Genomic DNA, 26,885 nt, shown 5'->3' with positions numbered 1-26,885 from the left:
AGCGAGTCTAGGGGGCTGTCGAAGCGCGCTCCCACGGCTCCACCCCGCCGTGGACCAACACGAACGTCGGCGCAGCGAGCGCCACCGCCGGAATCCGCGGCAGCCAGGCGGCGTCGCGGAGTGCGACCTTCGCGCGCAGGTGCGCCAGCTCGAGGGCGAGCTGGCCATCGGTGACCGGGATGCACGGCGACGCGGCATCCGTCCGCCCGATGAGCGAGCCGTCGAAGCGATAGCCGCGTGCCGTCGCCTCGGCGCGCAGGGCGCCCAGGAAGTGGCCGATGGCGTCGGCGGGCTCCGCCGTGGCGCGGAAGCGCTCCAGCTGCGGGTGACGGGTGTAGCCGCGCGTCCCCCCGGCCAGCACCTTCTGCGCGAGCAGGCCCTCGCGCCAGCACGCGACCAGCGCAGCGCGGTCGAGGATCGACGGGTGCAGCGACCAGAGTCTCATCGGCCGCCGAAGCCTCCTCCGCCGCCACCGCCGCCGGAGAAGCCGCCGCCGCTGGATCCGCCTGAGGACGACCAGCTGCTCGAGGACGAGCTCGACGAGCCGCTCGACCCCGCGCGGGACACGGGAGTGGCGGCGAGGTGCCCGATCGATGACGAGGCATCCGACAGCGAATCGGTCGAAATCGAGTTGAGCAGCGCCAGCCGGCCGGCTTCGATCTGCGGCTGCGCGGCGTGCAGCACCTTCACCCAGTCCTTCTCGAGGCCGTAGAGGACGGCATAGGGCAGCAGGCGCTCGTAGAGGTTCACGACATCGGCGCCCGGCGCGTTCGGGGCATCGCCATACGTCCGGTGGCCGCCGGAGACGAGATCGGCCGTCTCCGGGGACTGTGCGGCGCGCAGGCGCTCCTCCTCGGCGAGCCGGAGGTAGTCGCGGATGCCGTCCAGGTAGGTGCGGTGGATGCCGCCCGCCAGCGTCAGCGTGGTCTTGGGCAGCCCCACCAACGGCAGGATGAAGAACGCGGCGAAGCCGCTGACGATCGCGAGGACGTTGATCCATCCGCCCCACGCGCCGAGGTCCAGCAGCACCGAGGGCACGGAGTCGAGGAAGAACAGCAGCAGGAACGCGACGACGATTCCGACAATCGCGAACGCCCCGCGCATCGCGACCACCCAGTTCGGCACCGCGCTGCGGTACCCGCGCTGGATGGTGAAGTCCACGATGCGGCGCACATAGGTAACCGCGCGCACCGGCGGCTTGCGCGAGAAGCTGCCGAGGTCGACGATGTCGCCGCGCTTGGCGTCCTTGCCGAAGATCGTCGTGACGATGCGCAGGTCGTCGTGCTGCAGACCCTCGAGGTCGCGCAGCACGACATCGAAGTCGGCGACATCCTGACGATCCCCGGATGCCGTGATCTCGACCTTGTCGCGCACCGCGAGGTCGACGACATGGGCGGCGAACGCGCGGGCGGGCACATCGAGCACGCCGGCCGAGAGGGTCGGGGACTCGTCGACAGGTGGGGTGTACTGCACGATGATCGGCGAGTCGTCGGGATTGCGCCGCAGCACCGCCTTCATGACCAGCAGGTAGATGAGCCCGCCGATCCCGGCGAACAGGCCGAGCCCAGGCAGGATCCACTCCCACCACGGGTACGGCGGCGGAGGCGGCGGGGTCGGCGCGGCGAACGTGCCCAGCTCGAAGCCGAGCGCGACCGTCACGTTCTCATCCGGGCCGAGATCGGTGTCGGTCGCCGTGAAGGTGACACCCGACGCCGGCGGCTCGGCGAGGCCGCGGCCCGCCATCCAGGCCACGACCGGCATCGGCCACTCGCCCCCCTCGGCGGGTCCGCTGAGCTCGCACCGATCCGTCGATCCCTCCGGCCCGGTGTAGCAGAAGGCGCGCCCGGGGAGCAGGCCGGCCGCGGCATCCCCGGCGATGTGCACCTTCGCCGTCACCCGCTGGAACGGCTGCGCGTGGTCGGTGCCGATGGTATCCCAGTAGAACTCGTCGGCCTCGGTGGTGTCGGCGTAGCGCAGCACGACCTCGTCCATCCAGTACGAGATCACGTACGTCTGGGGTCCGTGCACATACGTGTCGTCACCGGTGAGGACGTAGACGTAGTCGTCGTCCTCCTCGAACCACCACGGCACCGGCGCCCCGTTCGCCCCGGTCACCGAGACGATCTCGGTGGCGTGCGCGATGCCCGAGTCGGCCTTGGGCAGCCAGCGGACGATCCCCTTGTTCTGATCGGCGTCGGGGAACTTCGCCACGAGCGTCTCGGTCACGAAGAGGTGGCTGGCACCGCCCGGACCCCGCACGAGCCAGTACTCCCCGTCGAAGGAGTCGTAGCTGAAGTCGTCGACCCCCATCGGCGCGTGGGCGGGGCTGCGGGTATCCTGCGGAACGGATGCCGCGGCCGGCGTCGCCACAAGACCCGCTCCAAGCCCTAGCGCACACGCGAGCGCGACCGCGCGCGCGATCGTCCGGAGCCCCATCCGCCCAGACTAGGGGCGGGAGCGATCCAGCCGCTATGCGGTGAGGGCGAGCGTCGCCGCCGTCTCGCTGAGCGACTCCTCGGCGACCTCGGGCTGCGGGTTGAGCTTCTCGCCGTAGCTCGGGATGAGCTCGCGCAGTCGCGGCTCCCAGCCTTCGATCCGGTCGGGGAAGCAGGTGCCGAGCAGCGAGAGCATGATCGAGACGGCCGTCGAGGCGCCGGGCGAGGCGCCGAGAAGCCCTGCGATCGTGCCGTCCTCGGCGGTGACCACCTCGGTGCCGAACTGCAGCACGCCGCCCTTCTCCGGGTCCTTCTTCATGACCTGCGCGCGCTGGCCGGCCTGGATGAGCTCCCAGTCCTCGTCCCGCGCGGTCGGCACGAACGTGCGGAGGCTGTCGACCTTCTTGGCGTGGTTCTTCAGCAGCTCGCTGACGAGGTACTTGATCAGGCCGGGGTTGTCCCATGCCACCTTGGTCATCGGCCAGAGGTTGCCCGGGCGCACCTGGGTCACCAGATCCAGCGGCGATCCGTTCTTGAGGAACTTCGGACTGAAGGTCGCGAACGGTCCGAACAGCAGCGACGCCTGGCCGTCGACCACGCGCGTGTCCAGGTGCGGCACCGACATCGGCGGAGCGCCGACCGACGCCTGCGAGTACACCTTGGCCTTGTGCTGGGCGACGAGCGCCGGATCGCTGGTCTTGAGGAACTGCCCGCCGATCGGGAACACGCCGTAGCCCGAGATCTCGGGGATGCCGGAGCGCTGCAGGAGCTTGAGTGCCCAGCCGCCCGCGCCGACGAAGACGAAGCGAGCCTTGATGTCACCAGGGGTGCGGCCGATCGTGTTGCGCCAGCTGAGCCGCCAGGTGCCGTCGGACTGCTTCTTGAGCCGGCGCACCTCGCGGTTGAGGACGACGTCGACTCCTCGGTTGCGCAGGTTGTCGAACAGCTGGTGGGTCAGGGCGCCGAAATCGACATCCGTCCCCGCCGGAACGCGGGTGGCCGCGAACGGCTCGCCAGCGCGGCGCTTCTTCATGAGCAGCGGCGCCCAGGTGTTGATGACCCGAGAGTCATCGCTGAACTGGATGCCGGCGAACAGCGGCTCGGTCTTGAGCGCCTCGTAGCGCTTGCGCAGGTAATCGACGTCCTTCTCGCCGCGCACGAAGGTCATGTGCGGGGTCGTGTTGATGAAGGTCTTCGGCGCGTCGAGCACGCCCGCCTCCACGAGCGACGCCCAGAACTGGCGGCTCTGCTGGAACTGTTCGTTGATCGAGATCGCCTTGGCCGGGTCGACGGTCCCGTCGGGGCCTTCCGGCATGTAGTTCAGCTCGCACAGCGCCGCGTGACCGGTGCCCGCGTTGTTCCAGGCGTTGGAACTCTCGAGGCCCACATCGCCGAGACGCTCGATGACCGTGATCTTCCAGTCCGGCTGGAGTTCGGAAAGGAGGGTTCCCAGGGTGGCGCTCATGATGCCGCCACCGATCAGGACAACGTCGACAGTCTCGGTCATCATTCGATTCTATGGCTCAGCCGGGCGCCCCCGAGTCCCGCGCGGACCCGCGCTCAGGCGGTGACGCCACCCTTCGACAAGCTCAGGGACCGAGCCGCGACGACCTCGGCGATCTGCACGGCGTTGAGCGCGGCGCCCTTGCGCAGGTTGTCGTTGCTGATGAACAGCACGAGGCCCTTGCCTTCTGGGGCGGACTGGTCGGCACGGATGCGGCCCACGAAGCTCGGGTCCTTGCCGGCCGCCTGCAGCGGGGTGGGGACCTCTTCGAGGGCGACACCGGGCGCTGCCGCGAGCAGTTGGCGGGCGCGCTCTGGGGTGATGTCACGGGCGAACTCGGCGTGGATCGACAGCGAGTGACCGGTGAACACGGGCACGCGCACGCAGGTGCCTGCCACGCGGAGGTCGGGAAGCTCGAGGATCTTGCGGCTCTCGTTGCGGAGCTTCTTCTCCTCGTCGGTCTCGTTCAGGCCGTCCTCGACGAGATTGCCGGCGAACGGGATGACGTCGAAGGCGATGGGCGCGACGTACTTCTCCGGCGCCGGGAAGTCGATCGCGGAGCCGTCGTGCACGAGACGGAGGGTGTCGCCCTGGGCGAGCACGCCCTCGACCTGGCCGAGGAGCTCCTGAGCGCCGGCGATGCCGGAGCCGCTGACCGCCTGGTAGGTGCTGACGATGAGGCGCTCGAGGCCAGCCTCGGCATGCAGGACCTTGAGCACGGGCATCGCGGCCATGGTCGTGCAGTTCGGGTTCGCGACGATGCCCTTGCGCGCCTCGTCGATCGCGTGCGGGTTGACCTCGCTGACGACGAGAGGCACGTCGGGGTCCATGCGCCAGGCGCTGGAGTTGTCGATCACGAGCGCGCCGGCCGCGGCGAACCGCGGTGCGTGCGCGCGACTGCCGGTCGCACCGGCAGAGAACAGCGCGATGTCGATCCCGGCGGGATCGGCGGTCTCGACATCCTCGATCACGACCTGCTGTCCGGCGAATTCGACCGTCGTCCCGGCGGACCGCGCCGTCGCGAACAGTCGGAGCTCGCCGATGGGGAAGGCCCGCTCGGCGAGAATCTCGCGCATGACGGTGCCGACCTGGCCAGTGGCGCCCACGACGGCGACGGAGAGTCCGGATTCGGAGATGCGGGTCATGACGAACGTCCTCAGGGTGCGGGGATGGAGACCCCCGAGTCTACCGGGGCTGTCTGAGGGTGAGCGTGTTCCAGCGGCCGGGCTCGTCGAACGCCCCCGACGCGAGGTCGACACCATCGGGACCGACCGTGGCGACGCACACCAGCAGCGACAAGGTCGGGAACCCATGCGGGCGGTTGTCGCGGACGATTGCGCGATCATCGGTCGCGGGAAGCGCGGTGGACGCCTCGAGCAGTTCGAGCCAGGGGGCGAACCACTCCGCCGGGTCACCGGCATCCGTCCGCTGCTCGGCGAAAGCGGCGAGCCACTGGGCGATCCGCGGAGTCGCGGCGTCGTCGACGCCCTCGTGCGCGATCATGTGTGTTCCGGGTGGGAGGTCGGTGGTGCGCACCTCCACGCCGTCCCACGTGGTCACGCGCGTGCGCGAGCCTTCGACCTCGACGAGATTGAAGCCGTGCGTGGGCGGGCTGTCGCCGGGCGATCGCCCAGCCACAGCCTCGAGCACGACGCCCCCGCGCGACTGCAGCTCGTCGCCCTCGACGGCGGCCAGCTCGGCGCGATTGAGCAGCACCGCGAGCCGGCGCGCCTCGGCGCTCGCGGCCAGCCACGCTCCCCCGGCGCGCACGTCGCGTACGCCGACGACGGCGGGGTAGGTATCGGGCCACCACGCGCCGGGCGGCTGCCAGGGCCGCGCGGGGTCTTCGTCGCGCACGGCCAGCACGCGAGTGGGCTGGTCAGCGCTCTCGGGCACATGGACGATGACGGTGCACATCGGTATCCGCTCTCCGGAGTGGTGCGCGCAGAGCCGGCCAGATGGAAAGCGGTGCGTGGGAGGATCGAGGAATGTTCATCGTAGTCGGTGTGACGGGCGGGATCGCCGCCTACAAGACGGTCCAGCTCGTCCGGATCCTGGTGCTGGATGGCCACGATGTGCACGTCATCCCCACGCAGGACGCATTGAAGTTCGTCGGGCTGACGACCTGGGAGGCGATCAGCCGCAACCCGGTCACGACCAGCGTGCACGAGGACGTCGCCGAGGTGCGCCACGTCGCGCTCGGCCGTGCCGCGGATCTCGTCATCGTCGCACCGGCGACGGCCAACACCCTCGCGTCGATGGCCGCAGGTCTCGCCGACGACCTGCTCGGCACGACCCTGCTGGCCACCAGCGCGCCCGTCGTCGTCGCGCCCGCGATGCACACCGAGATGTGGCGGCATCCCGCCACCGTCGCGAACATCGAGACCCTCCGCGGCCGCGGGGTGCGAGTGGTGGGACCGGCCGACGGCCCCCTCACCGGCGGCGACAGCGGACCCGGACGGATGTCGGAGCCCGACGAGATCGCCGCGTTCGCGCTCGCAGTCGCCACCGAGGGCGGCGACCTCGCGGGGCTCCACGTCGTCGTGTCCACAGGCGGGACCCGCGAGCCGATCGACCCCGTGCGCTACATCGGCAACCGGTCGAGCGGCCGTCAGGGCGCGGAGGTCGCCGTGGCCGCCGCCGACCGCGGCGCCGACGTCGTGCTCGTCGCCGCACATGTCGACGAGTCCGCGCTGGGCGCGGCATCCGTCCATCCCCGGGTGACGATCGTGCGCGTCGGAACCGCCGCCGAACTCGGCGCCGCCGTGGGCGAGGCGGCATCCGCCGCGGACATCGTCGTCATGGTCGCCGCGGTCGCCGACTACCGGGTCGCGAACGTGTCCGACCACAAGCTCAGCAAGGAGGACGGGCCGCTGCAGACGCTCGAACTCGTGCAGAACGACGACATCCTGGCCGGGCTGGTCACGGACCGCGCCCCGGGCCAGACCATCGTCGGGTTCGCCGCCGAGACGCCGGCGGATGCCGATGATCTGCTCGATCGGGCGCGCCGCAAGCGGCGCCGCAAGGGCGTCGACCTTCTCGTCGTCAACGAGGTCGGGTGGGCCAAGGGGTTCGAGGCCGCCGACAACCACGTGCTGGTCATCGATGCCGACGACGCCGTGGCCGCGGAGGCCGCGGGCACGAAGCGGCAGGTGGCCGACGCGGTGTGGGACGCCTTGCGGGTGAGCCGGGAGTCCTAGCGGCCGCTGCCGGCGTGGATGACCGCGTCGGTTTCGCCGTCGAGGCCGTAGGCGGTGTGCACCACGCGCGCCGCCGCAGCGAGGTCGTCGCCGCGCACGACGACCGAAATGCGGATCTCGGAGGTCGAGATCATCTCGATGTTGATCCCGGCGATGCTGAGCGCCTCGAAGAGGGTCGCCGAGACGCCGGAGTGGGTGCGCATCCCGGCCCCGACGACCGAGAGCTTGCCGATCTGGTCGTCGTGCACCAGGTTCTCGAAGCCGACCTCGGCCTGATCGCCGGCCAGCGCCTTGAGCGCCAGGGTGGCGTCGCCCTTGGGGAGTGTGAAGGAGATGTCGGTGCGGCCGGTGGCCGCCGCTGACACGTTCTGCACGATCATGTCGACGTTCGCACCGGACTTGGCGACGATCTTGAAGATCTCAGCGGCCTTGCCCGGCACGTCGGGCACGCCGATCACCGTGATCTTGGCCTGTCCGAGATCGGTCGCGACGCCCGCGACGATCGGCTCTTCCATCTCTGCTCCCTTTTGGCTGTCCGGCAGGGTCATGCCCGCACCGAGCACGTAGGTTCCCACGCTCGAACTGAACGTGGATCGGGCGTGGATGAGCACGCCATGACGGCGGGCGTACTCGACGGCGCGGATGTACAGCACCTTCGCCCCGTTCGCCGCAAGTTCGAGCATCTCCTCGGACGAGACGACGCCGAGCTTCTTCGCCTTCGGCACAACGCGGGGATCGGCGGTGAAGATGCCGTCGACGTCGCTGTAGATCTCGCAGACATCGGCGTTGAGCGCCGCGGCGAGCGCGACGGCTGTCGTGTCCGAACCGCCGCGTCCGAGGGTCGTGATGTCGCGGGTGTCGCGGTTGAATCCCTGGAAGCCGGCGACGATCACGATCGCGCCCTCATCGAGCGCTTCGCGCAGTCGCACCGGGGTGACATCGACGATCCGGGCGGCGCCGTGCGTGGCATCCGTGATCATGCCGGCCTGGCTGCCGGTGAACGAGCGCGCCTCGAATCCCATCGAGTGGATCGCCATCGCCAGCAGCGCCATCGAGATGCGCTCGCCGCTGGAGAGCAGCATGTCGAGCTCGCGCGGCGCCGGGATCGGGGCGACCTGCGCCGCGAGGTCGAGCAGCTCGTCGGTGGTGTCACCCATGGCGCTCACGGCGACGACGACTTCATGGCCGGCGCGGCGCGCGTCGACGACGCGCTTGGCGACCCGCTTGATGCTCTCCGCGTCGGCGACGGAGGACCCGCCGTACTTCTGGACGATCAGCGCCACGTTGGAACTCCCCGGAGATGCCGCGGCGGCGGCATGCGTGTGGTGACGGGCCGCGAACGGATGCCGCGCCCAGTCGTCCATCTTACGTTCGCGGTCACTCGGCAACTCGCCATGTGACCGCTGGCGCGGCGCCCTCGACTGCTACGAGGAGCCGCTCGACGTCGGAGCCGGAAGCGCGCGCACCCTGCCGCCGGTCGCCGCCAGCCAGCAGCCTGCGACCACGAGCGGGAAGCCGATCAGCAGTCCGAGCGTGATCTCCTCGCCGAGGATGATGCTCCCCAGGATGATCGCGACGATCGGGTTGACGTAGGTGAACAGCGGAGCGCGCACGGGCCCCACCCGCGCGATGAGCGCGAAGAAGACGACGAAGGCGATCGCGGTGCACAGGACGGCCAGCGCGACGAGCGACACCGTGCTGCGCGCGGTCGGCACCTCGTGCTGAGTCAGCAGCGCGATCGGCAGATAGAACAGCCCGACCGCGAAGAGCGACAGCGTCACGGTGCCGAGCGACGGCACGTCGTCGAGCCGGTGGGCGACGATGAACGGCGCCGTGGCGTAGCAGATCGCGACGAGAAGCACTTCGCCGACGGCGATGAGCCCGGCACCGCCCTGCACCGCGAGACCAGGGCCTGCGACGATCACCGCCACACCGGCGAAGCCGATCGCGAGCCCGATCGCACGGGCGGGCTTCAGCACACTGCGATCGCCGCCGGTGAAGGCGATGATCGCGGCGAACAGTGGAACGGTGGCGACGAGGAGGCCGGTCAGCCCCGATGGGAGGGTCTGCTCGGCATGCCCGAGCAGCAGGAACGGCCCCGCCATCTCGATCGCACCGAACGCGAGCACCCACCCGATCTTGCGCAGAGCGGGGCGGAGGGCCCGCTGGCGCAGGGCGAAGGGCAGCAGCAGGAGCCCGCCGAGCAGCGTCCGCCCGGCAACCACCGCGGCCGGCGAGTAGGAGTCCACGGCCTCCTTGATGAACAGGTACGGGATGCCCCACAGCACCGCCATGGCCGCGAACAGCGTCCAGGCGCGCGCGTCGAAACGCTGCACGGTCGGAGCGGCCATCAGATCGACCGGCGCCCCTCGAAGGCCCGGCCGAGCGTCACTTCGTCGGCGTACTCGAGGTCGCCGCCCACCGGCAGCCCAGATGCGAGGCGGGTCACACTGATCTCGATCGTGTGCAGCAGGCGGCTGAGGTAGGTCGCGGTGGCCTCGCCCTCGAGGTTCGGGTTCGTCGCGAGGATGACCTCCTGCACGGTACCGTCGGCGAGACGCTGCATGAGCTGGGTGATCCGCAGGTCTTCCGGCCCGATCCCGGCGATCGGACTGATCGCACCGCCGAGGACGTGATACAGCCCGCGGAACTCGCGGGTGCGCTCGATGGCGGCGACATCCTTCGCGTCCTCCACCACGCAGATCAGCGCAGGGTTGCGGCGCGGGTCACGGCAGATCGAGCACCGATCCTGCTCGGACACATTGCCGCACACCTCGCAGAACCGCACCTTCTCGCGGACCTCGCTCAGCAGCACAGCGAGACGCGACACGTCGAAGGACGGCGTCTGGAGGATGTGGAACGTGATGCGCTGCGCGGATTTCGGGCCGATGCCGGGAAGGCGGCCGAACTCGTCGATGAGGTCTTGGACGATGCCGTCGTACATGGCCTAGCTGAACCTCGTGGGCGGCTCGTAGGGCTCTTCGCGCACGAAGGTGGCGCCCAGCACCTGTCGCACCACCGCCTCGCCGTAGCGCGGGCCGCGACCGTGGGCACCGCGTGCAGGTTCGACCGGGGGCGCCGCGCGCGGGGGTGCGATGGCCGGCGGCACCGGAAGGTCGACGGGTGCTGTGCCTGCCGTCTCGTCGTCGTCCTCGTCGCGCTCGATCGACGCGGTCACGACGTTGTCGGGCAGCACGTCGCCTTCGCGGACCGGGTCAAGCGTCACCGTGCGCAGCCGCGCACCCACGGTGGCGGCGTCTTCCGGCTCGTCATCGACCGCGAACTGCGCCACCGACGCGGAGGCGCCGCGCGCGGCGTCGATCGACGCCGAGGCGAACCCGGCTGGGGACTCCGCGCCGGGAATCGACGCGACCGCCCATTCGGTGACCGGCGCCGCTGACGCGCGTGCCGGTGCGGCGCCACGCGCGGGCGGTCGTTTGGCGGCGGGGGGTTCCGAAGGCGGCCCGGATGACGACGGCGGCGATTCCGGCGCGTCCGGCGGGGGCGGCGGCCCGTCGTCAGGGGGCACGACATCGTGCTTGGCGATGTACTTCACCCGGATGCCGAGCACTGCCTGGATCGCGGTGCGCAGGTCTTCGCTGGGCCCTGCCCCTGCCGAAAGCTGCTTGAACTTCGCGACGTCGCTCTGGCTCTGGAAGGTGAGGGTGAGCACGTCGCCGCTCAGCTGGACGGGCTGGGCTGCAGCAGCGAGCAGCCACGACGAACGGCTGATCTTCTCGAGGCGACCGAGCACCTCCGGCCAGGCCGCGCGGAGCTGCGGCAGGGTGATGGGGCCGCTCGGCATGGGGGCTGCCGCTTCGTCCGGCTTCGCTCGGTCGGCAACCGGCGGAGGACCCGCGCTCTCGGTGGCGGGAGGCGGGCCGGCAGCCGCAGGCGTTTCGTCTCGCTTCGCTCGCTCAACGACCGGGGAAAGGCCTGCTCGCTCAACGACCGGGGGCGCGGCGGCCGCGACCACGGCCGGTGCTGCGACCGCGGCACCCTGGGCGAGCACGCGGGCCACGAGCAGTTCGAGCTGCAGGCGGGGCGAGGTGGCACCGGTCATCTCATCGAGCGCGGTGATGACGAGGTCGGCCGTGCGGGAGAGCGCGGCGGCGCCGAAGGCATCGGCCTGGCGCGCCATGCGGGCCAGCTCCTCCTCCGAGCTGCCGCGCAGCACGGCAGCGGCGCCCTGACCTGTCGCGCTCACGATGATGAGGTCGCGCAGGCGCTCCAACAGATCGTCGACGAACCGGCGAGGGTCTTGACCGGTCTGCACGACTCGGTCGATCGCGGCGAAGGCGGCCGCGGCATCCCGCGCGGCGAACGCGTCGACGACCTCGTCGAGCAGCTCGGCGTGCGTATAGCCGAGCAGCGCGACGGCGCGTTCGTAGCGGACGAGCACCGCGCCATCGGCGGGGTCCGATCCGGCGATGAGCTGATCGAGCAGCGACAGCGTGTCGCGGGGTGAGCCGCCCCCGGCGCGGACGACGAGGGGCAGCACGCCGGGCTCGACGGTGACGCCCTCGGTCGCCGAGAGCTGCTGCACGTATTCGAGCATGGCCGCGGGCGGGACGAGCCGGAACGGGTAATGGTGGGTGCGCGACCGGATCGTGCCGATGACCTTCTCGGGCTCGGTCGTGGCGAAGATGAACTTGACGTGATCGGGCGGCTCTTCGACGAGCTTGAGCAGGGCGTTGAAGCCCTGCGGCGTCACCATGTGCGCCTCGTCGAGGATGAAGATCTTGAACCGGTCGCGGGCCGGGGCGAAGATCGCGCGTTCACGCAGGTCGCGCGCATCGTCGACGCCGTTGTGGCTCGCGGCGTCGATCTCGACGACGTCGAGCGACCCGCCGCCGCCGCGACCGAGCTCGACGCAGCTGTCGCACTCGCCGCACGGGGTGTCGGTCGGTCCCTTGGCGCAGTTGAGGCAGCGGGCGAGAATGCGCGCCGACGTCGTCTTGCCGCAGCCGCGGGGCCCCGAGAAGAGATAGGCGTGCCCGACCCGGTCGCCGCGCAGCGCCGTCATGAGCGGCTCGGTGACCTGGGACTGCCCGATCATCTCGCCGAACGCCTCGGGACGGTAGCGGCGGTACAGGGCGGTGGTCACCGCTCCACCCTACGGTGTGGCGCCGACATGCCGGCGGGCCGTGCGCGCGCTCGGATCACACATCGATCGGATCGATGGTGCCGTCCGGGTTCTCCGTGATGATCGTGATCGACGTCGTCACGGTGGGCACGGAGGCCGACAGGATGGTCCCGTCTTCGCGGCGGGCGTCTTCGAACTCGATCAGCGATGGCCGACCGGCGATCACCGGCCCCTGATCGGCGAGCGGCACCGTCACCGTCTCACCCGGAGACACCCGGTAAGGGGCACCACGCACCTCGAACTCGACCTCGAGGCCGCCTTCCGCCTCGATGCGCAGCTCGCTGCGGCTCACGGCGACGGCCAGGCGGGTGCCGTGCCAGTGCACCGTGTAGGCGAGCTCGTCCCACGACGCGGGCAGCCGCGGGTCGAACGTGAGCTTGCCGAAGTGGTCGCGCATGCCGCCGAAGCCGGCGACCACCGCGGTCCACACTCCACCCGCCGAGGCGACGTGCACCCCATCAGACGCGTTGTGGTGCAGGTCGCCGAGGTCCACGAAGGCCGACTGCAGGAAGTAGTCCAGCGCGAGGTCCTGGTAGCCCACCTCTGCCGCGAGGATCGCCTGCACGACCGCGGACAGGGTCGAGTCGCCCGTGGTCAGCGGGTCGTAGTACTGGAAGTCGGCGAGCTTCTCGTCCTGGGTGAAGTGGTTTCCCTGGAGGAACAGCGCGAGCACGACATCCGCCTGCTTGAGCACCTGATACCGATAGATCACCAGGGGGTGGAAGTGCAGCAGCAGCGGGCGCTTGTCGGGCGGCGTGTTCTCGAGGTCCCAGATCTCGCGCTCGAGGAAGACCTCGTCCTGCGGATGGATGCCGAGGGCCGCGCTGTAGGGGATGTGCAGCGCCTCTGCGGCGCGCTCCCACGCCTCCGGCTCGCCGGGATCGAGGGCGAGGCGGTCGACCATGAGCCGATACGCCTCGGGGGCGTCATCCGCCATCTCGCGCACCGTGCGTGCGGCGAACCGCAGATTGAAGCGGGCCATGACGTTGGTGAACAGATTGTCGTTGACCACGGTCGTGTACTCGTCCGGGCCGGTCACGCCGTGGATGTGGAACGTCTCCACTCCGCCGGTGTCTCCGTCGCTCGTGCGCCAGAAGCCGAGCGAGTTCCACAGCCGCGCCGTCTCGACCGCCATGTCGATGCCCTCCCGATGGAGGAATTCCACGTCGCCGGTCGCGCGGACGTACTTCGCGAGGGCGAAGCTCACGTCGGCGTTGATGTGGTACTGGGCGGTGCCGGCGGCGTAGTAGGCGGACGCCTCTTCGCCGTTGATGGTGCGCCAAGGGAAGAGCGCCCCCGCCTCATTGAGCTGACGGGCACGGCGACGGGCGGCCGGGAGCATGAGATACCGCATGCGCAGGGCGTTGCGCGCCCAGAGCGGCGTCGTGTACATGAGGAACGGCAGGACGTAGATCTCGGTGTCCCAGAAGTAGTGACCGCTGTAGCCCGACCCGGTCATGCCCTTCGCGGGCACGCCCTGGCCGTCGGCGCGCGCCGCCGCCTGCGCGAGCTGGAACATGCACCAGCGGGTCGCCTGCTGGAGCTCGTCATGGCCGGCGATGCGCACATCGGACCGATGCCAGAAGTCGTCGAGCCAGGCACGCTGCTGCGTAAAGTGCGCATCGACGCCGACGATCTTGGCGCGGTCGAGAGTGCGACGGCAGCGGTCGACGAGTTCGCGCGCCGGTACGCCGCGGGACGTGTGGTAGCTCACGAGCTTCGTGACCCGGATCGGCACACCCGCTCTGGCCTGCACGCGGAACACGTTCTTGGCGATGTCGGCTTCGATCGAGGCGCGCGCCGAGTACTCGTTGGCGGTCTCGATGACGTGGTCGGCCGCCAGACCGATGGTCATCCCCGATTCGGTCACCCGGTACGACAGCGCGGAGCGACCGCCGTCCTGCCAGAACTCCTGCGGCTGCAGCACGCGCTGGTGGATGCGCTCCGCCTTGCGGGGGTCGAATCCCGGCTTCTTCCCTCCGACTGGGCTCCCGCCGTAGACGTCTTCGCCGTCCTGCCGGTTGATCATCTGGCAGGAGACCGTGACCGGGGCGTCGGCATTGAGCACCGTCACATCGACCCGCATGATCGCCAGGTGCTTCTCTTCGAACGAGACCATCCGCTCGAAGTCGATGCGCACCTCCTTTCCGGAGGGCGTCACCCAGATGAGGTGTCGGCGCAGCACCCCGTCGCGCAGATCGAGCGAACGCTCGTACTCGCGCACGTCGGCGAAATCGAACGACAGGGGCTCATCGTCGACGTAGACGCGCATCACCTTCGCATCCGGCGCGTTGATGATCGTCTGGCCGACCTCGGCGAATCCGTACGCCTGCTCGGCGTGCCGGATCGGGAACGTCTCATGGAAGCCGTTGATGAACGTGCCGTGCTCGAGCGCGTGCCGGCCCTCGGGCTGATTCCCTCGGAGCCCGAGGTAGCCGTTGCCGACGGCGAAGAGGGTCTCGGTCACGCCCGCGTCTTCGAGGCTGAACGACTTCTCGACGAGGCGCCATGGGTCGACGGGAAAACGGTCGCGATCGATCATGGGACGAGCTCCTCCAGGTCCTGAACGACGATGTGGGCACCGGCGGCGGTCAGATCGTCCGCGCCGACGCCGCGGTCCACTCCGACGACGAGACCGAAGCCGCCGGCGACGGCGGACTGCACGCCGCTCAGAGCGTCTTCGACCGCGACGCTGCGGGCTGGATCGACCCCCAGCATCCGTGCGGCTTCGACGAACACATCCGGGGCGGGCTTGGAGGCGAGGTGGTCGCGCTCGGCGATGACCCCGTCCATCACGATCGGGAAGCGGTCACGGATGCCGGCGGCCTCGAGCACCTCTTCGGCGTTCTTCGAGCTGGACACGACTGCGACGGGCGTGCCGGCGGCCTCGAGCACCTCGAGCAGCGCGATCGAGCCGGGGTAGGGAGCGATGCCATCGCGCCGCAGCACGCGGGCGAAGACCACGTTCTTGCGGTTTCCCACCCCGCACACCGTGTCGACCTCGGGCGCATCGGACGGATCGCCCCAGGGCAGCTCGACATCGCGGCTGCGCAGCAGGCTCGCGACGCCGTCATAGCGCTTCTTGCCGTCGAGGTACTCGAAGTAGTCGCGCTCGGCATAGGGGGGCTCGATCTCCCATGCGGCGAAGAGCTCCTCGAACATCGTCTGCCACGCGTGCATGTGCACCTCGGCCGTGGGCGTCAGCACCCCGTCCAGGTCGAACAGCACGGCGTCGTACGAGGTCAGGTCGGGGGGCACATCGGCGGGCACGGAGCCTCCATATCGGGTGCGAGGGCGAAGGAACGGCTCGTCTCCGCGGCGTGGTGCCAGCGTAGTTGCTGGGGGTTGCGCGGCACAGCGAGGCGACGTTACGGATGGATGAAAGATCGCCGAGCGCCGGGATCAGACCGCCACCGCGAGGGTCTGGCGGGCGATCTCGAGCTCCTCGTTCGTGGGCACGACGAGGACCGTCACGGGCGAGGCATCCGTCGAGATGACCCGGATGCCGCGGCCGCGCGCATCGTTGCGCTCCTGGTCGATCTCGACTCCGGCGAACCCGAGTGTGGCAAGGGCGCCGGCGCGCACGATGGGCGCGTTCTCGCCGACCCCGGCCGTGAACGAGATCACATCGACCCCGCCCAGCTGGGCGAGATAGGCGCCCGCGTAGGCGCGGAGCCGATGCAGGTAGACCTCCATCGCGAGGGTGGCCGCGGCATCCCCGTTCTCCATGCCGATCTCGATGTCACGCATGTCCGCGACGCCGGCGAGGCCGAGCACTCCGCTGCGCTTGTTGAGGAGGTCGTCGAGGTCGTCGATGGACAGGTTCGCGCGGCGGGCGAGGTGGAACAGCACCGCCGGGTCGATGTCGCCCGACCGCGTGCCCATGACCAGCCCCTCGAGCGGGGTCATCCCCATCGAGGTCTCCACGGAGCGCCCGCCGTCGACGGCGGTGACGGAGGCCCCGTTGCCGAGGTGGAAGACGATTTGCTTGAGCTCTCCGAGGGGGCGGCCGAGGAAGGCCGCGGCGGCCTCGGAGACGAACTTGTGGCTCGTGCCGTGGAAGCCGTAGCGGCGGATGCGGTGGGTCTCGGCGAGTTCCCGGTCGATCGCGTAGGTGTACGCGGCCGGCGGCAGGGTCTGGTGGAACGCGGTGTCGAAGATGGCGACGTGCGGCAGGTCGGCGAAGGCGGCCTTTGCGGCCCGGATCCCCTGGAGCGCGCCGGGGTTGTGCAGCGGCGCGAGCACGGACAGTTCGTCGATGTTGATCTCGACGAGCGGTGTGACAAGGGTGGGCTCGAAGAAGCGGGCTCCACCGTGCACGACGCGGTGCCCGACCGCGACCGGTGCCCGGTCGTCCAGCGAGGGGCCGTGCTCGGCGAACGCGTCGAGCATCACCCGGAACCCCGCGGTGTGATCGGGGATCGGCAGCTCCCGCTTGTAGGTGGCGTCGAGCATGGCCGGGGCGTCAGATCCGAGGGAGGCCGATGTGACCGTGTGCTTGGAGGTGCCCACCTCTTCGCCGATGCGCTCGACCAGACCCGAGGCCAGCACGGCCTCGGCATCCATGTCGATGAGCTGGTATTTGAACGACGACGAACCGCTGTTGACGACGAGCACAACACTCATGCGGGATGTTCCCCCTGGGCCTGGATCGCGGTGATCGCGATGGTGTTGACGATGTCGTCCACGAGCGCCCCGCGCGACAGATCGTTGATCGGCTTGTTCAGACCCTGCAGCACCGGACCGATCGCGACTGCGCCGGCCGATCGCTGCACCGCCTTGTACGTGTTGTTCCCCGTGTTCAGATCGGGGAAGACGAAGACGGTGGCGCGCCCGGCCACGGCGGATTCGGGCATCTTCGCCTTTGCGACCGCGGCATCCGCTGCCGCGTCGTACTGGATCGGACCTTCGACGAGCAGCTCGGGTGCACGCTCGCGCACGAGAGCGGTGGCCTCGCGCACTTTCTCGACGTCGGCTCCCGATCCCGACTCGCCGGTCGAGTAGGAGAGCATCGCCACCCGCGGGTCGATGCCGAACTGCGCCGCGGTCGCGGCCGATGAGATCGCGATGTCGGCGAGCTGCGCCGCGGTCGGGTCGGGGATCACCGCGCAGTCGCCGTAGACGAGCACGCGGTCGGCGAGCGCCATCAGGAAGACCGACGACACCACCGAGACGCCGGGCTTGGTCTTGATGATCTCGAACGCGGGGCGGATCGTGTGCGCCGTCGTGTGCGCTGCGCCGGACACCATGCCGTCGGCGAGGCCGAGGTGCACCATGAGCGTGCCGAAGTAGGAGACATCGGTCACCGAGTCGGCGGCCTGCGCGTAGGTGACGCCCTTGTGGGCACGCAGGCGCTCGTACTCACGCGCGAACTTGTCGACGTGGACGGCATCGAAGGGACTCAGGACCGCCGCCGCGCTCAGATCGATGCCGAGTTCGAGTGCGCGGCCGCGCACCTCGATCTCCTCGCCGAGGATCGTGAGATCCGCGATGCCGCGGGCAAGCACCTTCGCGGCCGCGCGGAGCACGCGATCGTCGGTCCCCTCGGGCAGGACGATGCGCCTGCGGTCGGACCGAGCACGGTCCATCAGCGCGTACTCGAACATGAGCGGGGTGACCACCGCCGAGTGCGCGAGGCCGAGGGACTCGACAAGCCTCTCGGTGTCGATGTGCGTGTCGAACATCCCGAGCGCCGTGTCGTACCGGCGCTGCGAGTCCGCCGCGAGCCGCCCGCGGGTGGCCATGACGCTCACGACGGTCTCGTAGGTGTCGAGGTCTGCCGTGATGATCGGCAGCGTGACCCCGATCCCGTCGATCAGTCGGTTGATCTCCTCGGGCAGCTCGAAAGGCCCGTTCAGGATGATGCCCGACAGCGTCGGGAAGGTTCCCGATCGGTCGGCGAGGATGGCGGCCAGCAGCACTTCGGTGCGATCGGCCGGGATGATCACGAGTGCGCCGTCGAACAGGCGCGGCAGCACGTTGACCATCGACATGCCGCCGATCACTACCCCGAGCACCTCTCTGGTGAGGAGGTCCTGGTCGCCCTTGAGAAGGGTGCCGCCGACGGAGCGGACTACTTCGCGCACCGAGGGTGCGACGAGGAGCCGATCTTCCGGGAGCGCCCACACGGCGATCGACCGATCCGCGGCGGCGTGGCCGGAGCCTTCCACGGCGTCGACGACCGCCTGGATCCGCGTGACGATCTCGACCAGGTGCTCGGGGTCGGCACGATTGGCGACGACCGCGAGCAGGCCGGCGCGGCCGTGGGTGAGCTCGGCGAGGGCCAGCGCGGTCAGCTGTCCCATCTCGTCAGCGGTGCGCGCCGGCGACGTGCCGAGCTGCTCGGCCTGTCCTTCCCGGCCGCTGAGCACGAGGAGCACCGGGGCGCCCAGGTTCGCCGCGATCCGGGCGTTGTAGCCGAGCTCGGTGGGGCTGCCGACGTCGGTGTAGTCGCTGCCGACGATCACGACCGCGTCGCACCGCGACTCGACGGCCTTGTAGCGTTCGACGATCTTCGCGAGCGCGGCATCCGGATCCTGGCGGACGTCGTCGTAGGACACGCCGACGCACAGGTCGTAGTCGAGGTCCACCCCGTCGTGGTCGAGGAGCATCTCCAGCACGTAGTCGCGTTCGGCGGTGGAACGGGCGACAGGACGGAAGACGCCTACCCGGGGGGTCGCGCGACTGAGCGCTTCGAGCACCCCCAGCGCAACCGTCGACTTTCCGGAATGACCTTCTGCGGAAGTGATGTAGATGCTCTGCGCCACGGGCTCAGCCTATGGGCGCGGCGCCGGTCGAACCAGGGAGCGAGCCCGGAGAAATCGCCGAAAAGAGCACGAAGTCGGCTGTTTCCGGGCAAAGAAAGACTCTCCGCGAACCCGGCAGAGCCCGGTTACCCTTGCTACGTTTCCGTCCTGGGGGATTTGGCCTGGATGCCGCCTCGCGGAGAGCTGAGACAAGTCTACCCGGCCCCGGCGAATGCTCCGAACCGCTGCCGCTTCGATGCCCGGTCACTTCCCAGGAGCCAGGCGGTCACCAGGTTGTTACGATCAGAGAAGTGAGCGACGGCGCTCTGGAACGACGGACGGACCGAGGGGGGTCCCATGGCGGACACTGCGATGACGGATGCCTCGGCCGACGCGGTCGCCGAGCTCACTGCCGAAGACTTCGCCCGCGCGACCGAGGAGATCCTCGCCTCGGTGAGCAGTGTCATCGACGGCAAGCCCGAAGCGGTCCGGTCCGCCCTGGTCTGCCTCCTCGCGGAAGGGCACCTCCTGATCGAGGACGTGCCAGGTGTCGGCAAGACGATGCTCGCCCGGGCGCTCGCGGCCTCCGTCGATGCCACCGTGCGGCGCATCCAGTTCACCCCCGACCTGCTTCCCGGCGATATCACCGGGGTGAGCGTCTTCAATCCGGTCGAGCGCGAGTTCGAGTTCAAGCCCGGCGCGATCTTCGCGAACCTCGTGATCGCCGACGAGATCAACCGCTCCTCCCCCAAGACGCAGTCCGCGCTCCTGGAGGCCATGGAGGAGGGACAGGTGACCGTCGACGGGCGCTCGCACCTGCTGCCTGACCCGTTCCTTGTGGTGGCGACCCAGAACCCACTGGAGATGGAGGGCACCTACGCCCTGCCGGAGGCGCAGCGAGACCGCTTCATGATGCGCATCTCGATGGGCTACCCGGACGCGAAGTCCGAAGCCCTCATGCTGCGTCAGCGGGATGCGATCAACCCGCTCGATGAGCTGGTGCCTGTGGTGTCGGCGGCCGAAGTCGCCGAACTGGTCTCGTGGGCGCGGGCGGTGCATGTCGCTCCGACGATCGAGGACTACGCCGTGGCCCTGGCGAACGCGACCCGCACCCACCCAGATCTGCGCCTGGGCGCAAGCCCCCGCGCGACGCTGCAGCTCGTGCGCGCCGCGAAGGTCTGGGCCGCCCTCGACGGGCGCGGCTTCGTCATCCCGGACGACATCACCGCCCTCCTCATCCAGGTGTTCGCCCACCGCCTGATCCCGACCCGCTCCGCCGGCGGTGCTCGTGCCCGATCGGGCGCTGATGCGATCGTGGGGATCCTCGAACGCATCGCGCAGAGCGTGCGCGTTCCCATCGCCGCACGCCAGTAGCCGGCCGTCCGCGAGCACCCGATGAAGCGTCTCTGGCCGTTCACCGCCCGTGGGACGGGCGGTCTGCTGCTCGCGCTCGGCTGCTTCATCGCGGCGAGTGAACTCGGCGTCACTGTGCTGATGTACTTCGGGCTCCTGCTGCTCGCACTGCTCGTCGCGGGGCTCGTGTCGCTGCATCTCACCCGGCGCACCGACAACGTCACCCGGTCGCTGTACCCGGAGGTCGTCACGGTCGGCCGGTCGGCGACCGTGACCGCGCACGTCGGCATCCGCAGTCCCGTGCCCACTGCCCCGGGCACGTGGGAGGACACCCTGCCGAAGGGGCTCGACGGCCGGCCGCACGGGGTCTTCCCAGCGCTCGGCTCAGCGCTTCGCCGCGCGGACTGGTCGGTCGACATCGAATATCCGGTGACCGGGCTGCGCCGCGGCATCCATCCCACCGGTCCCCTGATCGTGACCTCGACCGATCCGTTCGGACTCGTGCGGCGGCGCACTGTGTTCACCGACCGCACGGCTGTCACGGTCGCACCCGCGATCGTCGACCTGTCCGCGCTGACCGACATGCTCGGCAACACCGGCGGAACGCTGCACACCGAGAACAACCAGCTCGGCCAGGGCGCCGACAACCTCATCGCGCGGCTGTACCTGCCCGGCGACTCGATGCGGCGCATCCACTGGCGCGCGTCCGCGCACCGGGGCGAGCTCATGGTGCGGCAGGAGGAGCAGGAGACGACCCCCGAAGCGGTCGTGGTGCTCGACCGCAGCGCTCGCCGATGGGCGGCCGAGGCGATGGGTTCGACCGGGGCCGATCCCGGCTTCGAGTCGGCCGTGACGACGTGCGTGTCGGCGGTCGCCCGGCTGGTGGTCGACGGCTACTCGGTGGACGTCATCGATTCCGACGGCACCGTCCTCGCCGATCGCATCGAAGGCGGCGACCTGAGCGGTGTCGAGGATCTGCGCACGCATTTCGCCACCGTCACCGCACGGCGCGAAGACCACCTGCCTCAGCTGGCCCGGCTGTTCAACGGCGTGACCACCGGACCGCTCGTGCTGATCGTCGGACGACTCGATTCCGCGGATGCCGAGACCCTGGCGCCGCTCGTGCATCACTGCACGCTTCCGCTGCTCTTCGCCGTCGCCCCCGAGCGCGCGGCGGCGGACCTGGCCGCCGAGTTCGGCTGGCGGGTGGCGACGATCGGTCCGGATGACGAACTTCGGGCCGCGTGGACCGGCACGGTGGATCGGGGGGTGAGCAGTGGTCATCGCTGACCGGACCGTCGACCAGACGGCCGAGCGCGCGCCGATGCGCGCCGACCTCGCCCTGAGCCTCGGCGTGCTCCTGGCGATCTTCGCCGCCCTGCTGCCGCTGCTGACGGTGCTCAAGCCCGGCCCGTGGCTCCCCGCCGCCGTGCTGCTCACCGCGATCGTGCTCGCGGCCGGCTACTTCGGCCGCAGGATCGGGCTGCGCGCGCTGGTGGTGAGCCTGATCGAGATCCTCCTGTGGGCGCTCTTCCTGACCTGCGTGTTCTTCCGCGAGACCGCCCTGCTCTGGTTGATCCCCACCCCGGCGACTGCCCGGGAGGTGCCTGACGCCCTCGCAGCGGCGTTCCAGGACATCAATCTCGGGTCGGCCCCGATGACGGTCAGCGCTGAGCTGGCGTTCCTCATCGTCGGTGCGACGGCTCTCCTGGCGATCATCGTCGACCACGTCGTGCTGACGGCCCGGATGCCGCTCCTCGCGGGCGTCGGGCTGATCGCCGTGTCGCTCATCCCCTCGATCGTCGTGCCGCAGGGCGTCGACATCATGGCGTTCGCCCTTCTGGCGGGCGCCGTGCTGTACCTCATCAGGACCGAGACACGCTCCCGTGATCTGCCCGCCGCGCGCGAGGCATCCCGAGCCGCCGGCGTACCGGCCACTGCACTCGGGATCGGGGCGATCGCGATCGTCGTCGCGATCGTGGTCACTCCCCTGCTCCCCCCGCCCACGCCGATCGTGGCAGGACAGCCCGGTCTCGGGCAGGGAATCGATGTGACGCTGCAGCTCGGCGACGACCTGCGTCAGCCTCGCATCACCGAAGCGCTGCGCCTGCACACGGATGCGCCGACACCGCCCTACCTGCGTGCCGCGACGCTCTCGGTGTTCACGGGAGCCGTCTGGCAGCCCGATCGCATGCGAGCCGTCCCGCTGGACAGCGACAACGCGCTCAGCGAGGTCGCGGTCACCTCGGGCGTGAAGGTGTCGGAGTACACCACCGAGGTCGAGGTGCGCGAACTCGTCGCCTCGTGGCTGCCGGTCGCGTTCCCGGCCGTCGCCGTCACCGGACTCGACGGCACGTGGAAAGTGGTGCCGTACAACCGCACGGTGCTCAGCCAGTCCGGATCGACCAGAGGCCAGACCTATCACGTCGTCACCCACGTGCCCCGACCCACGCTGGAGCAGATCCGCGTCGCCGAGGCCGGCGGACCGCAGATCCGCGACGACACGACGGCGCTCCCGCCGGACCTGCCGCCGATCATCGCGGAGACGGCGGCGGCGGTGACCGCGGGCACGTCGACGGACTACGACGCGCTGATCGCCCTGCAGCGCTGGTTCCGTGGCAGCGACTTCCGCTACTCGCTCAAGGCGCCGGTGGAAGAGGGCTTCGACGGCAGCGGCGCCGACGCGGTCGCGAAGTTCCTGGAGGTGAAGCAGGGATACTGCGTGCACTTCGCGTCCGCCTTCGCGCTCATGGCGCGCACCCTCGGCATGCCGACTCGGATCGTCGTCGGCTATCTGCCCGGCAACCCCACGACCGAGAAGACCCCGGAGCAGACCGGCGAGCAGACCGGCGGGCAGACCATCTATTCGGTGTTCAGCAGCCAGCTGCACGCCTGGCCCGAGGTGTACTTCAACGGCGTCGGCTGGGTGCCGTTCGAGCCCACCGCCAGCCTCGGCGTGCCGACCAGCTTCTCTCCTGCATCGACGACCCTCGGAGATCTCGGCGCCGGGACCGATGTCACGTCGACGCCGAGCCCCACGGCATCGGGGGCGACGGCGAATCCCCTGGATGACGGACTCGACGGCGCACCGGCCGAGAGCGGCTCCGCGGTCCCCCGGGTCGACCCGCTGCCCACCGTCAGCATCATCTTCGGCATCCTCCTCGCCCTGTCGATCCCGGCCCTCCTGCGAGCCTTCCGCGGACGCCGACTGCTGCAGGCGGCGCGCGATGGCGATGCCGCCGCGGCGTGGGTGCTGGTGCAGGACGCCGCGATCGACCTCGGCATCGCGGCGCCCGGGAGCGAGTCGCCGCGCGCGCTGGCCGCGCGTCTGGTGGGCGAGCACGGGGCCCCGGCCGAGCCGATGCGAGAGCTCGTGGTCGCGATCGAGCGGGCCAGCTACGCGCCAGGTGCGGCGCGGCGACGGTGGACGGATGCCTCGATCCCGGCCGCGGCCGTGTGCCGGGGACTCTTCCGCGAGGCGCCGCGGGCTCGGCAGCTCCTCGCGGTCTTCGCGCCGCGGTCCCTCATCGTGCGACCCGGTTCGGTGTACGCCGCAGCGGGTGCCGGACCGGCGGCAGAGCGGGCGACGGCGCGGGAGCGATAGCGCGCATCGGGAAGCGGTCGGCGTCGGGGTGGCCCGCGTCGGGAAGACGGCGCCCGGCAGGATAAGATGGTCTGCGGCCCGCGAGGGCCGAGGAGGATTCGCCTAGTGGCCTATGGCGCACGCTTGGAAAGCGTGTTGGGTGCAAGCCCTCGGGGGTTCGAATCCCCCATCCTCCGCCATTTGATGTCCGAGGACATCGTGAACGGCTGAGTCCCCGGAGACGGGAGCTCAGCCGTTTTCACGTGGGTCGCGGCGGAACGTGACGTGAGTGACTCCACTCGGCGCCGACTCCGACGTCACCCGGCAGCCGGCCTCGAGTCCCCGCAGGTCGTCCCACAGACGCACGCCCCGGCCCAGCAGGATGGGGACGATCGCGACATGCAGATCATCCACCAGCCCGGCTCGGAGGAACTCGCGCACGGTGGTCGGGCCCCCGCCGATGCGGACATCGCCGCCATCCGCCACCGCGACAGCGCGCGCGAGCGCCTCTTCGGGAGACGCGGTCAGGAAGTGGAACGTCGTGCCGCCGTCCATCTCGATCGAGGCTCGCGGCGTGTGGGTGAGGACGAACACGGGAACCCGGAACGGCGGCTCGTCTCCCCACCAGCCGCGCCAGTCAGGATCGTCGGGGTGCTCGTGCAGGCCGAACATCGCGGCGCCCATGATCTCGGCGCCGACGGCCTCGAAGTAGCGTGCGGCGTACTCGTCGTCGACGCCGGTCGTGCCGGCGCCGCTGGTGTCATGCAGGACGCGCTCGCGGAACGTACGGGTGGCGACGTAGGCGTCGGTGAGGCGTCCCCAGTCGTCGCCGAAGGGGTTCTCCGGCGTCTGGTCGGTCGTCGTGGCGAAGCCGTCGAGTGAGATGTTGAGGTCGACGCGGACTCGGGTCATCGGTGAATCTCCCAGGTGGATGATGGATCGGCGTGGGGTGGTCTCAGTCGAGCAGCGTGACGTCGACCTGGAGTTCGGCCGCGAGTCGTTCCACTTCGGCCGTGAGCGCGTCGACGTCGACGGATGCCGGCACACTTGCCGCGATCGTCGCCTCGAACAGACGCCCACCCGCCATGGCTGCGTCGCGCGTCTCGGTGGTCATGCGGTCGATGCTGACGCCGTGCCCGCCGAGGGTCGCGGACAGCTCGCGCACGATCCCTGGATGGTCGTTGCCGAGCACCTGGAACACGAAGCGGCGCGGGGGCGAGGCATCCGTCGGCGCGGTGGGCGCTGCAGGGAGCGCGACCGTCACGAGTCCTTCGAGCTCGGATAGGGCGGAGCGCAGCGCCTCGGCGCGGTCGGCGGCGATCGACACCTCGATGATTCCCGCAAAGGCACCGGCGAGCTCGGCGAGCTGGCTGTTCTCCCAGTTGCCGCCGTGGGAGTCGATGACGCCGGCGACCGCGGCCACCAGCCCGGCGCGATCATCTCCGACGACGGTCAGGACGAGGGTGGTCATGGGCTCAGCGTACCGAGCGCATCGGACAGCCGCTCGTACAGACGACCGCGGGCGAACTCGGCCTGACGGGTCATGTAGCCGAGCAGGGGCGGCGGCGCCGAGACGGCGACGGTCTCCGTGACGCGCGCGCCGCCGGGGGCGTTCACCGCGCGAGCGGTGATGTCCAGTCGGCATCCGGGTGCCGGACGGACGACGCTCGTCATCGAGGTGCCGGTCGTCCTGCTCGTTCGCGTCGGAAAGCGGAGCGGGTAGGAGAACGGGCCGACCCGGGACGTCTCCGTGACTCTCCAGTCCGTCCAGGGCCCGTCGGCATCCGATCCCTCCGCGACGATCTCCGCGTGCGTGAAGTAGGGATGCAGCCCCGGGTGCTGGTCGAGGCGCAGCAGGAAGTCGATCGCCTCGGCAGGCGGAACGCCTACGGAGGTGTCGAGATCGAATGTTCGCGTGGCCATGGCCCGATCATCTCAGCCGCGGAAGTCCTCGGGGTCGACGTCGTTCAGGAACCGCTTGAACTCGTCGACGCGCTCCTCTTCGTCCGGCACCTCATCGTCATCGTCCGCCGTGGTCATGTCGGGGATGCCGGCTTCGTCCATCACTTCGTCCGCCACCCAGATCGGCGCACCGACGCGGGTGGCGAGCGCCACGGCATCCGACGGCCGCGCGTCCACGGTGCGGGTGCCGAGCGCCGTCAGGAGGGTGATCTCGGCGTAGTAAGTGCCCTCGTCGATGCGCGTGACCTCGACGCGCTGCACCTCTGCCCCCGCCCCTTCGAGCAGCGATCGCATCAGATCGTGGGCGAGCGGGCGCGGGACCGGGGTGCCCTGCAGCGCGACCATGATCGAGGTCGCCTCGAGGGAACCGATCCAGATCGGCAGCATCCTGCCGCTGCCGGGCGGCTCGCCGAGCGGCTTGACCAGCAGCACGTGCTGCCCCGCCTCGTCGAGGGCGAGGCCGAGGACGCGTACCTGGACGACCATGGCGGCTCCTCCGGTCGGATGCACTTCCATGGTAGGCACGCGGGGCGCGATGCGCTGGGCTCTCAGCCACCGTCTTCGATGAGGTGCAGCTGTGTGCCGTCGATGTCGATCAGGTACCCGGCGCGCTGACCCCACTCCTGGAGTGCGATCGGCAGGAGCCGCGGCATCCCGGTCGGCGTCTCGGGCACTCCGCTCCGACGGACCGCCGTGAACAGTTCCTCGAGGTCGTGCACGCGGATGCTCGTCATGAACCAGCTCGAGTACGGGTCGTGCTCGGGGGCAGGAAGAACTCCAGCACGACCGTGCCGCGACCGAGGATGAGCCATCCTCCGTCGCGATACGCCACCTCGAACCCGAAGCCGCCGTAGAAGTCGACCGTCGCATCGAACGAACGAGAAGGAAGGTTCGGCACCGCGCGATCGGTCACGAGCCGAACCTACGTCCAGCGGTGGCCGAGCGGAAGATGCGTT

The 26,885-nt window shown here is 70.0% G+C and carries 23 protein-coding genes, 1 tRNA gene and 1 other RNA gene; 5 read left to right on the top strand and 20 right to left on the bottom strand.

The window, feature by feature from the left end:
* Positions 1–7 precede the first annotated feature (7 nt).
* From ACXJ3V_RS05395 to ACXJ3V_RS05375, 5 genes are read right to left on the bottom strand one after another with little or no spacing between them, the layout of a single operon-like run.
* Positions 8–445 carry a pyrimidine dimer DNA glycosylase/endonuclease V gene (locus tag ACXJ3V_RS05395; protein WP_457099232.1) on the bottom strand — a complete coding sequence of 146 codons (438 nt, stop codon included), beginning with the start codon at positions 443–445 and terminating at the stop codon, positions 8–10.
* On the bottom strand, positions 442–2,436 hold the full coding sequence (locus ACXJ3V_RS05390) for a DUF2207 domain-containing protein (RefSeq protein WP_457099231.1): 1,995 nt from the start codon (positions 2,434–2,436) through the stop codon (positions 442–444). The genes ACXJ3V_RS05395 and ACXJ3V_RS05390 overlap by 4 nt, the downstream gene beginning before the upstream one ends.
* 33 nt (positions 2,437–2,469) lie before the next feature.
* The gene (locus tag ACXJ3V_RS05385) at positions 2,470–3,942 is read right to left on the bottom strand and encodes a malate:quinone oxidoreductase (RefSeq protein ID WP_457099230.1); all 1,473 of its coding nucleotides are present in this window, start codon (positions 3,940–3,942) and stop codon (positions 2,470–2,472) included.
* A gap of 53 nt (positions 3,943–3,995) precedes the next feature.
* Positions 3,996–5,084: an aspartate-semialdehyde dehydrogenase gene (locus tag ACXJ3V_RS05380; protein ID WP_457099229.1), complete on the bottom strand. Its 1,089-nt coding sequence runs from the start codon at positions 5,082–5,084 to the stop codon at positions 3,996–3,998.
* A 40-nt stretch (positions 5,085–5,124) separates the two neighbouring features.
* Entirely contained in the window at positions 5,125–5,856 is a 732-nt protein-coding gene (locus tag ACXJ3V_RS05375) for an NRDE family protein (RefSeq protein WP_457099228.1), read from the bottom strand.
* 71 nt (positions 5,857–5,927) lie between these two features.
* Between ACXJ3V_RS05375 and coaBC the strand changes: the two genes are divergently transcribed.
* Positions 5,928–7,139: a bifunctional phosphopantothenoylcysteine decarboxylase/phosphopantothenate--cysteine ligase CoaBC gene (gene coaBC / locus ACXJ3V_RS05370; RefSeq protein ID WP_457099227.1), complete on the top strand. Its 1,212-nt coding sequence runs from the start codon at positions 5,928–5,930 to the stop codon at positions 7,137–7,139.
* Here the strand turns inward: coaBC and ACXJ3V_RS05365 are convergent.
* The 9 genes from ACXJ3V_RS05365 to ffs form a co-directional block, all read right to left on the bottom strand.
* The gene (locus ACXJ3V_RS05365) at positions 7,136–8,422 is read right to left on the bottom strand and encodes an aspartate kinase (RefSeq protein ID WP_457099425.1); all 1,287 of its coding nucleotides are present in this window, start codon (positions 8,420–8,422) and stop codon (positions 7,136–7,138) included. The genes coaBC and ACXJ3V_RS05365 overlap by 4 nt on opposite strands.
* A gap of 141 nt (positions 8,423–8,563) precedes the next feature.
* The gene (locus tag ACXJ3V_RS05360; protein ID WP_457099226.1) at positions 8,564–9,490 is read right to left on the bottom strand and encodes a DMT family transporter; all 927 of its coding nucleotides are present in this window, start codon (positions 9,488–9,490) and stop codon (positions 8,564–8,566) included.
* The gene (gene recR, locus ACXJ3V_RS05355; RefSeq protein WP_457099225.1) at positions 9,490–10,083 is read right to left on the bottom strand and encodes a recombination mediator RecR; all 594 of its coding nucleotides are present in this window, start codon (positions 10,081–10,083) and stop codon (positions 9,490–9,492) included. Before recR ends, ACXJ3V_RS05360 begins: the two co-directional genes overlap by 1 nt.
* Positions 10,084–10,086: 3 nt before the next feature.
* Positions 10,087–12,246 (bottom strand): DNA polymerase III subunit gamma and tau, encoded by a 2,160-nt coding sequence (locus tag ACXJ3V_RS05350; RefSeq protein WP_457099224.1) that lies wholly within the window; start codon positions 12,244–12,246, stop codon positions 10,087–10,089.
* 55 nt (positions 12,247–12,301) lie between these two features.
* Positions 12,302–14,827, bottom strand: coding sequence for a glycoside hydrolase family 65 protein (locus tag ACXJ3V_RS05345; RefSeq protein WP_457099223.1), 2,526 nt, complete (start codon positions 14,825–14,827; stop codon positions 12,302–12,304).
* The gene (locus tag ACXJ3V_RS05340) at positions 14,824–15,555 is read right to left on the bottom strand and encodes an HAD family hydrolase (RefSeq protein WP_457099222.1); all 732 of its coding nucleotides are present in this window, start codon (positions 15,553–15,555) and stop codon (positions 14,824–14,826) included. The genes ACXJ3V_RS05345 and ACXJ3V_RS05340 overlap by 4 nt, the downstream gene beginning before the upstream one ends.
* 132 nt (positions 15,556–15,687) lie before the next feature.
* Entirely contained in the window at positions 15,688–16,911 is a 1,224-nt protein-coding gene (locus tag ACXJ3V_RS05335; RefSeq protein ID WP_457099221.1) for an acetate/propionate family kinase, read from the bottom strand.
* Entirely contained in the window at positions 16,908–19,052 is a 2,145-nt protein-coding gene (gene pta / locus ACXJ3V_RS05330; RefSeq protein ID WP_457099220.1) for a phosphate acetyltransferase, read from the bottom strand. Before pta ends, ACXJ3V_RS05335 begins: the two co-directional genes overlap by 4 nt.
* A gap of 91 nt (positions 19,053–19,143) precedes the next feature.
* Positions 19,144–19,240: signal recognition particle sRNA small type (gene ffs, locus ACXJ3V_RS05325), an RNA gene on the bottom strand.
* A 148-nt stretch (positions 19,241–19,388) separates the two neighbouring features.
* On the opposite strand from ffs, the gene ACXJ3V_RS05320 reads away from it, so the two are divergent.
* The 4 genes from ACXJ3V_RS05320 to ACXJ3V_RS05305 all read left to right on the top strand — a co-directional run bounded on the left by ACXJ3V_RS05320 (position 19,389) and on the right by ACXJ3V_RS05305 (position 24,167).
* Positions 19,389–20,405, top strand: a complete 1,017-nt coding sequence (locus ACXJ3V_RS05320) for an AAA family ATPase (RefSeq protein ID WP_457099219.1) — start codon at positions 19,389–19,391, stop codon at positions 20,403–20,405.
* A gap of 21 nt (positions 20,406–20,426) precedes the next feature.
* Entirely contained in the window at positions 20,427–21,674 is a 1,248-nt protein-coding gene (locus ACXJ3V_RS05315; RefSeq protein ID WP_457099218.1) for a DUF58 domain-containing protein, read from the top strand.
* Complete coding sequence (locus ACXJ3V_RS05310) at positions 21,661–23,988, top strand: transglutaminase family protein (RefSeq protein ID WP_457099217.1); 2,328 nt, start codon at positions 21,661–21,663, stop codon at positions 23,986–23,988. The genes ACXJ3V_RS05315 and ACXJ3V_RS05310 overlap by 14 nt, the downstream gene beginning before the upstream one ends.
* Before the next feature lie 91 nt (positions 23,989–24,079).
* Positions 24,080–24,167, top strand: a tRNA-Ser gene (locus tag ACXJ3V_RS05305).
* A 49-nt stretch (positions 24,168–24,216) separates the two neighbouring features.
* On the opposite strand, the gene ACXJ3V_RS05300 is transcribed toward ACXJ3V_RS05305, so the two are convergent.
* The 6 genes from ACXJ3V_RS05300 to ACXJ3V_RS05275 form a co-directional block, all read right to left on the bottom strand.
* Positions 24,217–24,879, bottom strand: a complete 663-nt coding sequence (locus ACXJ3V_RS05300) for a dihydrofolate reductase family protein (RefSeq protein WP_457099216.1) — start codon at positions 24,877–24,879, stop codon at positions 24,217–24,219.
* 43 nt (positions 24,880–24,922) lie between these two features.
* On the bottom strand, positions 24,923–25,438 hold the full coding sequence (locus tag ACXJ3V_RS05295; protein ID WP_457099215.1) for a glycine cleavage system protein R: 516 nt from the start codon (positions 25,436–25,438) through the stop codon (positions 24,923–24,925).
* A complete protein-coding gene (locus ACXJ3V_RS05290) occupies positions 25,435–25,890 on the bottom strand; it encodes a hypothetical protein (RefSeq protein WP_457099214.1) in 456 nt (151 codons plus the stop codon). The genes ACXJ3V_RS05295 and ACXJ3V_RS05290 overlap by 4 nt, the downstream gene beginning before the upstream one ends.
* A 12-nt stretch (positions 25,891–25,902) precedes the next feature.
* Positions 25,903–26,415 carry a bifunctional nuclease family protein gene (locus ACXJ3V_RS05285; protein WP_457099213.1) on the bottom strand — a complete coding sequence of 171 codons (513 nt, stop codon included), beginning with the start codon at positions 26,413–26,415 and terminating at the stop codon, positions 25,903–25,905.
* A gap of 62 nt (positions 26,416–26,477) precedes the next feature.
* Entirely contained in the window at positions 26,478–26,663 is a 186-nt protein-coding gene (locus tag ACXJ3V_RS05280; protein ID WP_457099212.1) for a hypothetical protein, read from the bottom strand.
* On the bottom strand, positions 26,660–26,842 hold the full coding sequence (locus ACXJ3V_RS05275; protein WP_457099211.1) for a hypothetical protein: 183 nt from the start codon (positions 26,840–26,842) through the stop codon (positions 26,660–26,662). Before ACXJ3V_RS05275 ends, ACXJ3V_RS05280 begins: the two co-directional genes overlap by 4 nt.
* Positions 26,843–26,885 lie beyond the last annotated feature (43 nt).

This window comes from Microbacterium sp. P5_E9, assembly GCF_054049175.1.
The sequence above is the reverse complement of the archived record's forward strand: the minus strand, read 5'-3'. Positions and strand labels throughout refer to the sequence as shown.

Coding starts and splice junctions, on each gene's coding strand:
- ACXJ3V_RS05395 (WP_457099232.1), bottom strand. CDS start 445: ATGAGACTCTGGTCGCTGCACCCGTCGATCCTCGACCGCGCTGCGCTG.
- ACXJ3V_RS05390 (WP_457099231.1), bottom strand. CDS start 2,436: ATGGGGCTCCGGACGATCGCGCGCGCGGTCGCGCTCGCGTGTGCGCTA.
- coaBC (WP_457099227.1), top strand. CDS start 5,928: ATGTTCATCGTAGTCGGTGTGACGGGCGGGATCGCCGCCTACAAGACG.
- ACXJ3V_RS05375 (WP_457099228.1), bottom strand. CDS start 5,856: ATGTGCACCGTCATCGTCCATGTGCCCGAGAGCGCTGACCAGCCCACT.
- ACXJ3V_RS05280 (WP_457099212.1), bottom strand. CDS start 26,663: ATGACGAGCATCCGCGTGCACGACCTCGAGGAACTGTTCACGGCGGTC.
- ACXJ3V_RS05285 (WP_457099213.1), bottom strand. CDS start 26,415: ATGGTCGTCCAGGTACGCGTCCTCGGCCTCGCCCTCGACGAGGCGGGG.
- ACXJ3V_RS05300 (WP_457099216.1), bottom strand. CDS start 24,879: ATGACCCGAGTCCGCGTCGACCTCAACATCTCACTCGACGGCTTCGCC.
- ACXJ3V_RS05360 (WP_457099226.1), bottom strand. CDS start 9,490: ATGGCCGCTCCGACCGTGCAGCGTTTCGACGCGCGCGCCTGGACGCTG.
- recR (WP_457099225.1), bottom strand. CDS start 10,083: ATGTACGACGGCATCGTCCAAGACCTCATCGACGAGTTCGGCCGCCTT.
- ACXJ3V_RS05345 (WP_457099223.1), bottom strand. CDS start 14,827: ATGATCGATCGCGACCGTTTTCCCGTCGACCCATGGCGCCTCGTCGAG.
- ACXJ3V_RS05320 (WP_457099219.1), top strand. CDS start 19,389: ATGGCGGACACTGCGATGACGGATGCCTCGGCCGACGCGGTCGCCGAG.
- ACXJ3V_RS05385 (WP_457099230.1), bottom strand. CDS start 3,942: ATGACCGAGACTGTCGACGTTGTCCTGATCGGTGGCGGCATCATGAGC.
- ACXJ3V_RS05295 (WP_457099215.1), bottom strand. CDS start 25,438: ATGACCACCCTCGTCCTGACCGTCGTCGGAGATGATCGCGCCGGGCTG.
- ACXJ3V_RS05335 (WP_457099221.1), bottom strand. CDS start 16,911: ATGAGTGTTGTGCTCGTCGTCAACAGCGGTTCGTCGTCGTTCAAATAC.
- ACXJ3V_RS05315 (WP_457099218.1), top strand. CDS start 20,427: ATGAAGCGTCTCTGGCCGTTCACCGCCCGTGGGACGGGCGGTCTGCTG.
- ACXJ3V_RS05290 (WP_457099214.1), bottom strand. CDS start 25,890: ATGGCCACGCGAACATTCGATCTCGACACCTCCGTAGGCGTTCCGCCT.
- ACXJ3V_RS05380 (WP_457099229.1), bottom strand. CDS start 5,084: ATGACCCGCATCTCCGAATCCGGACTCTCCGTCGCCGTCGTGGGCGCC.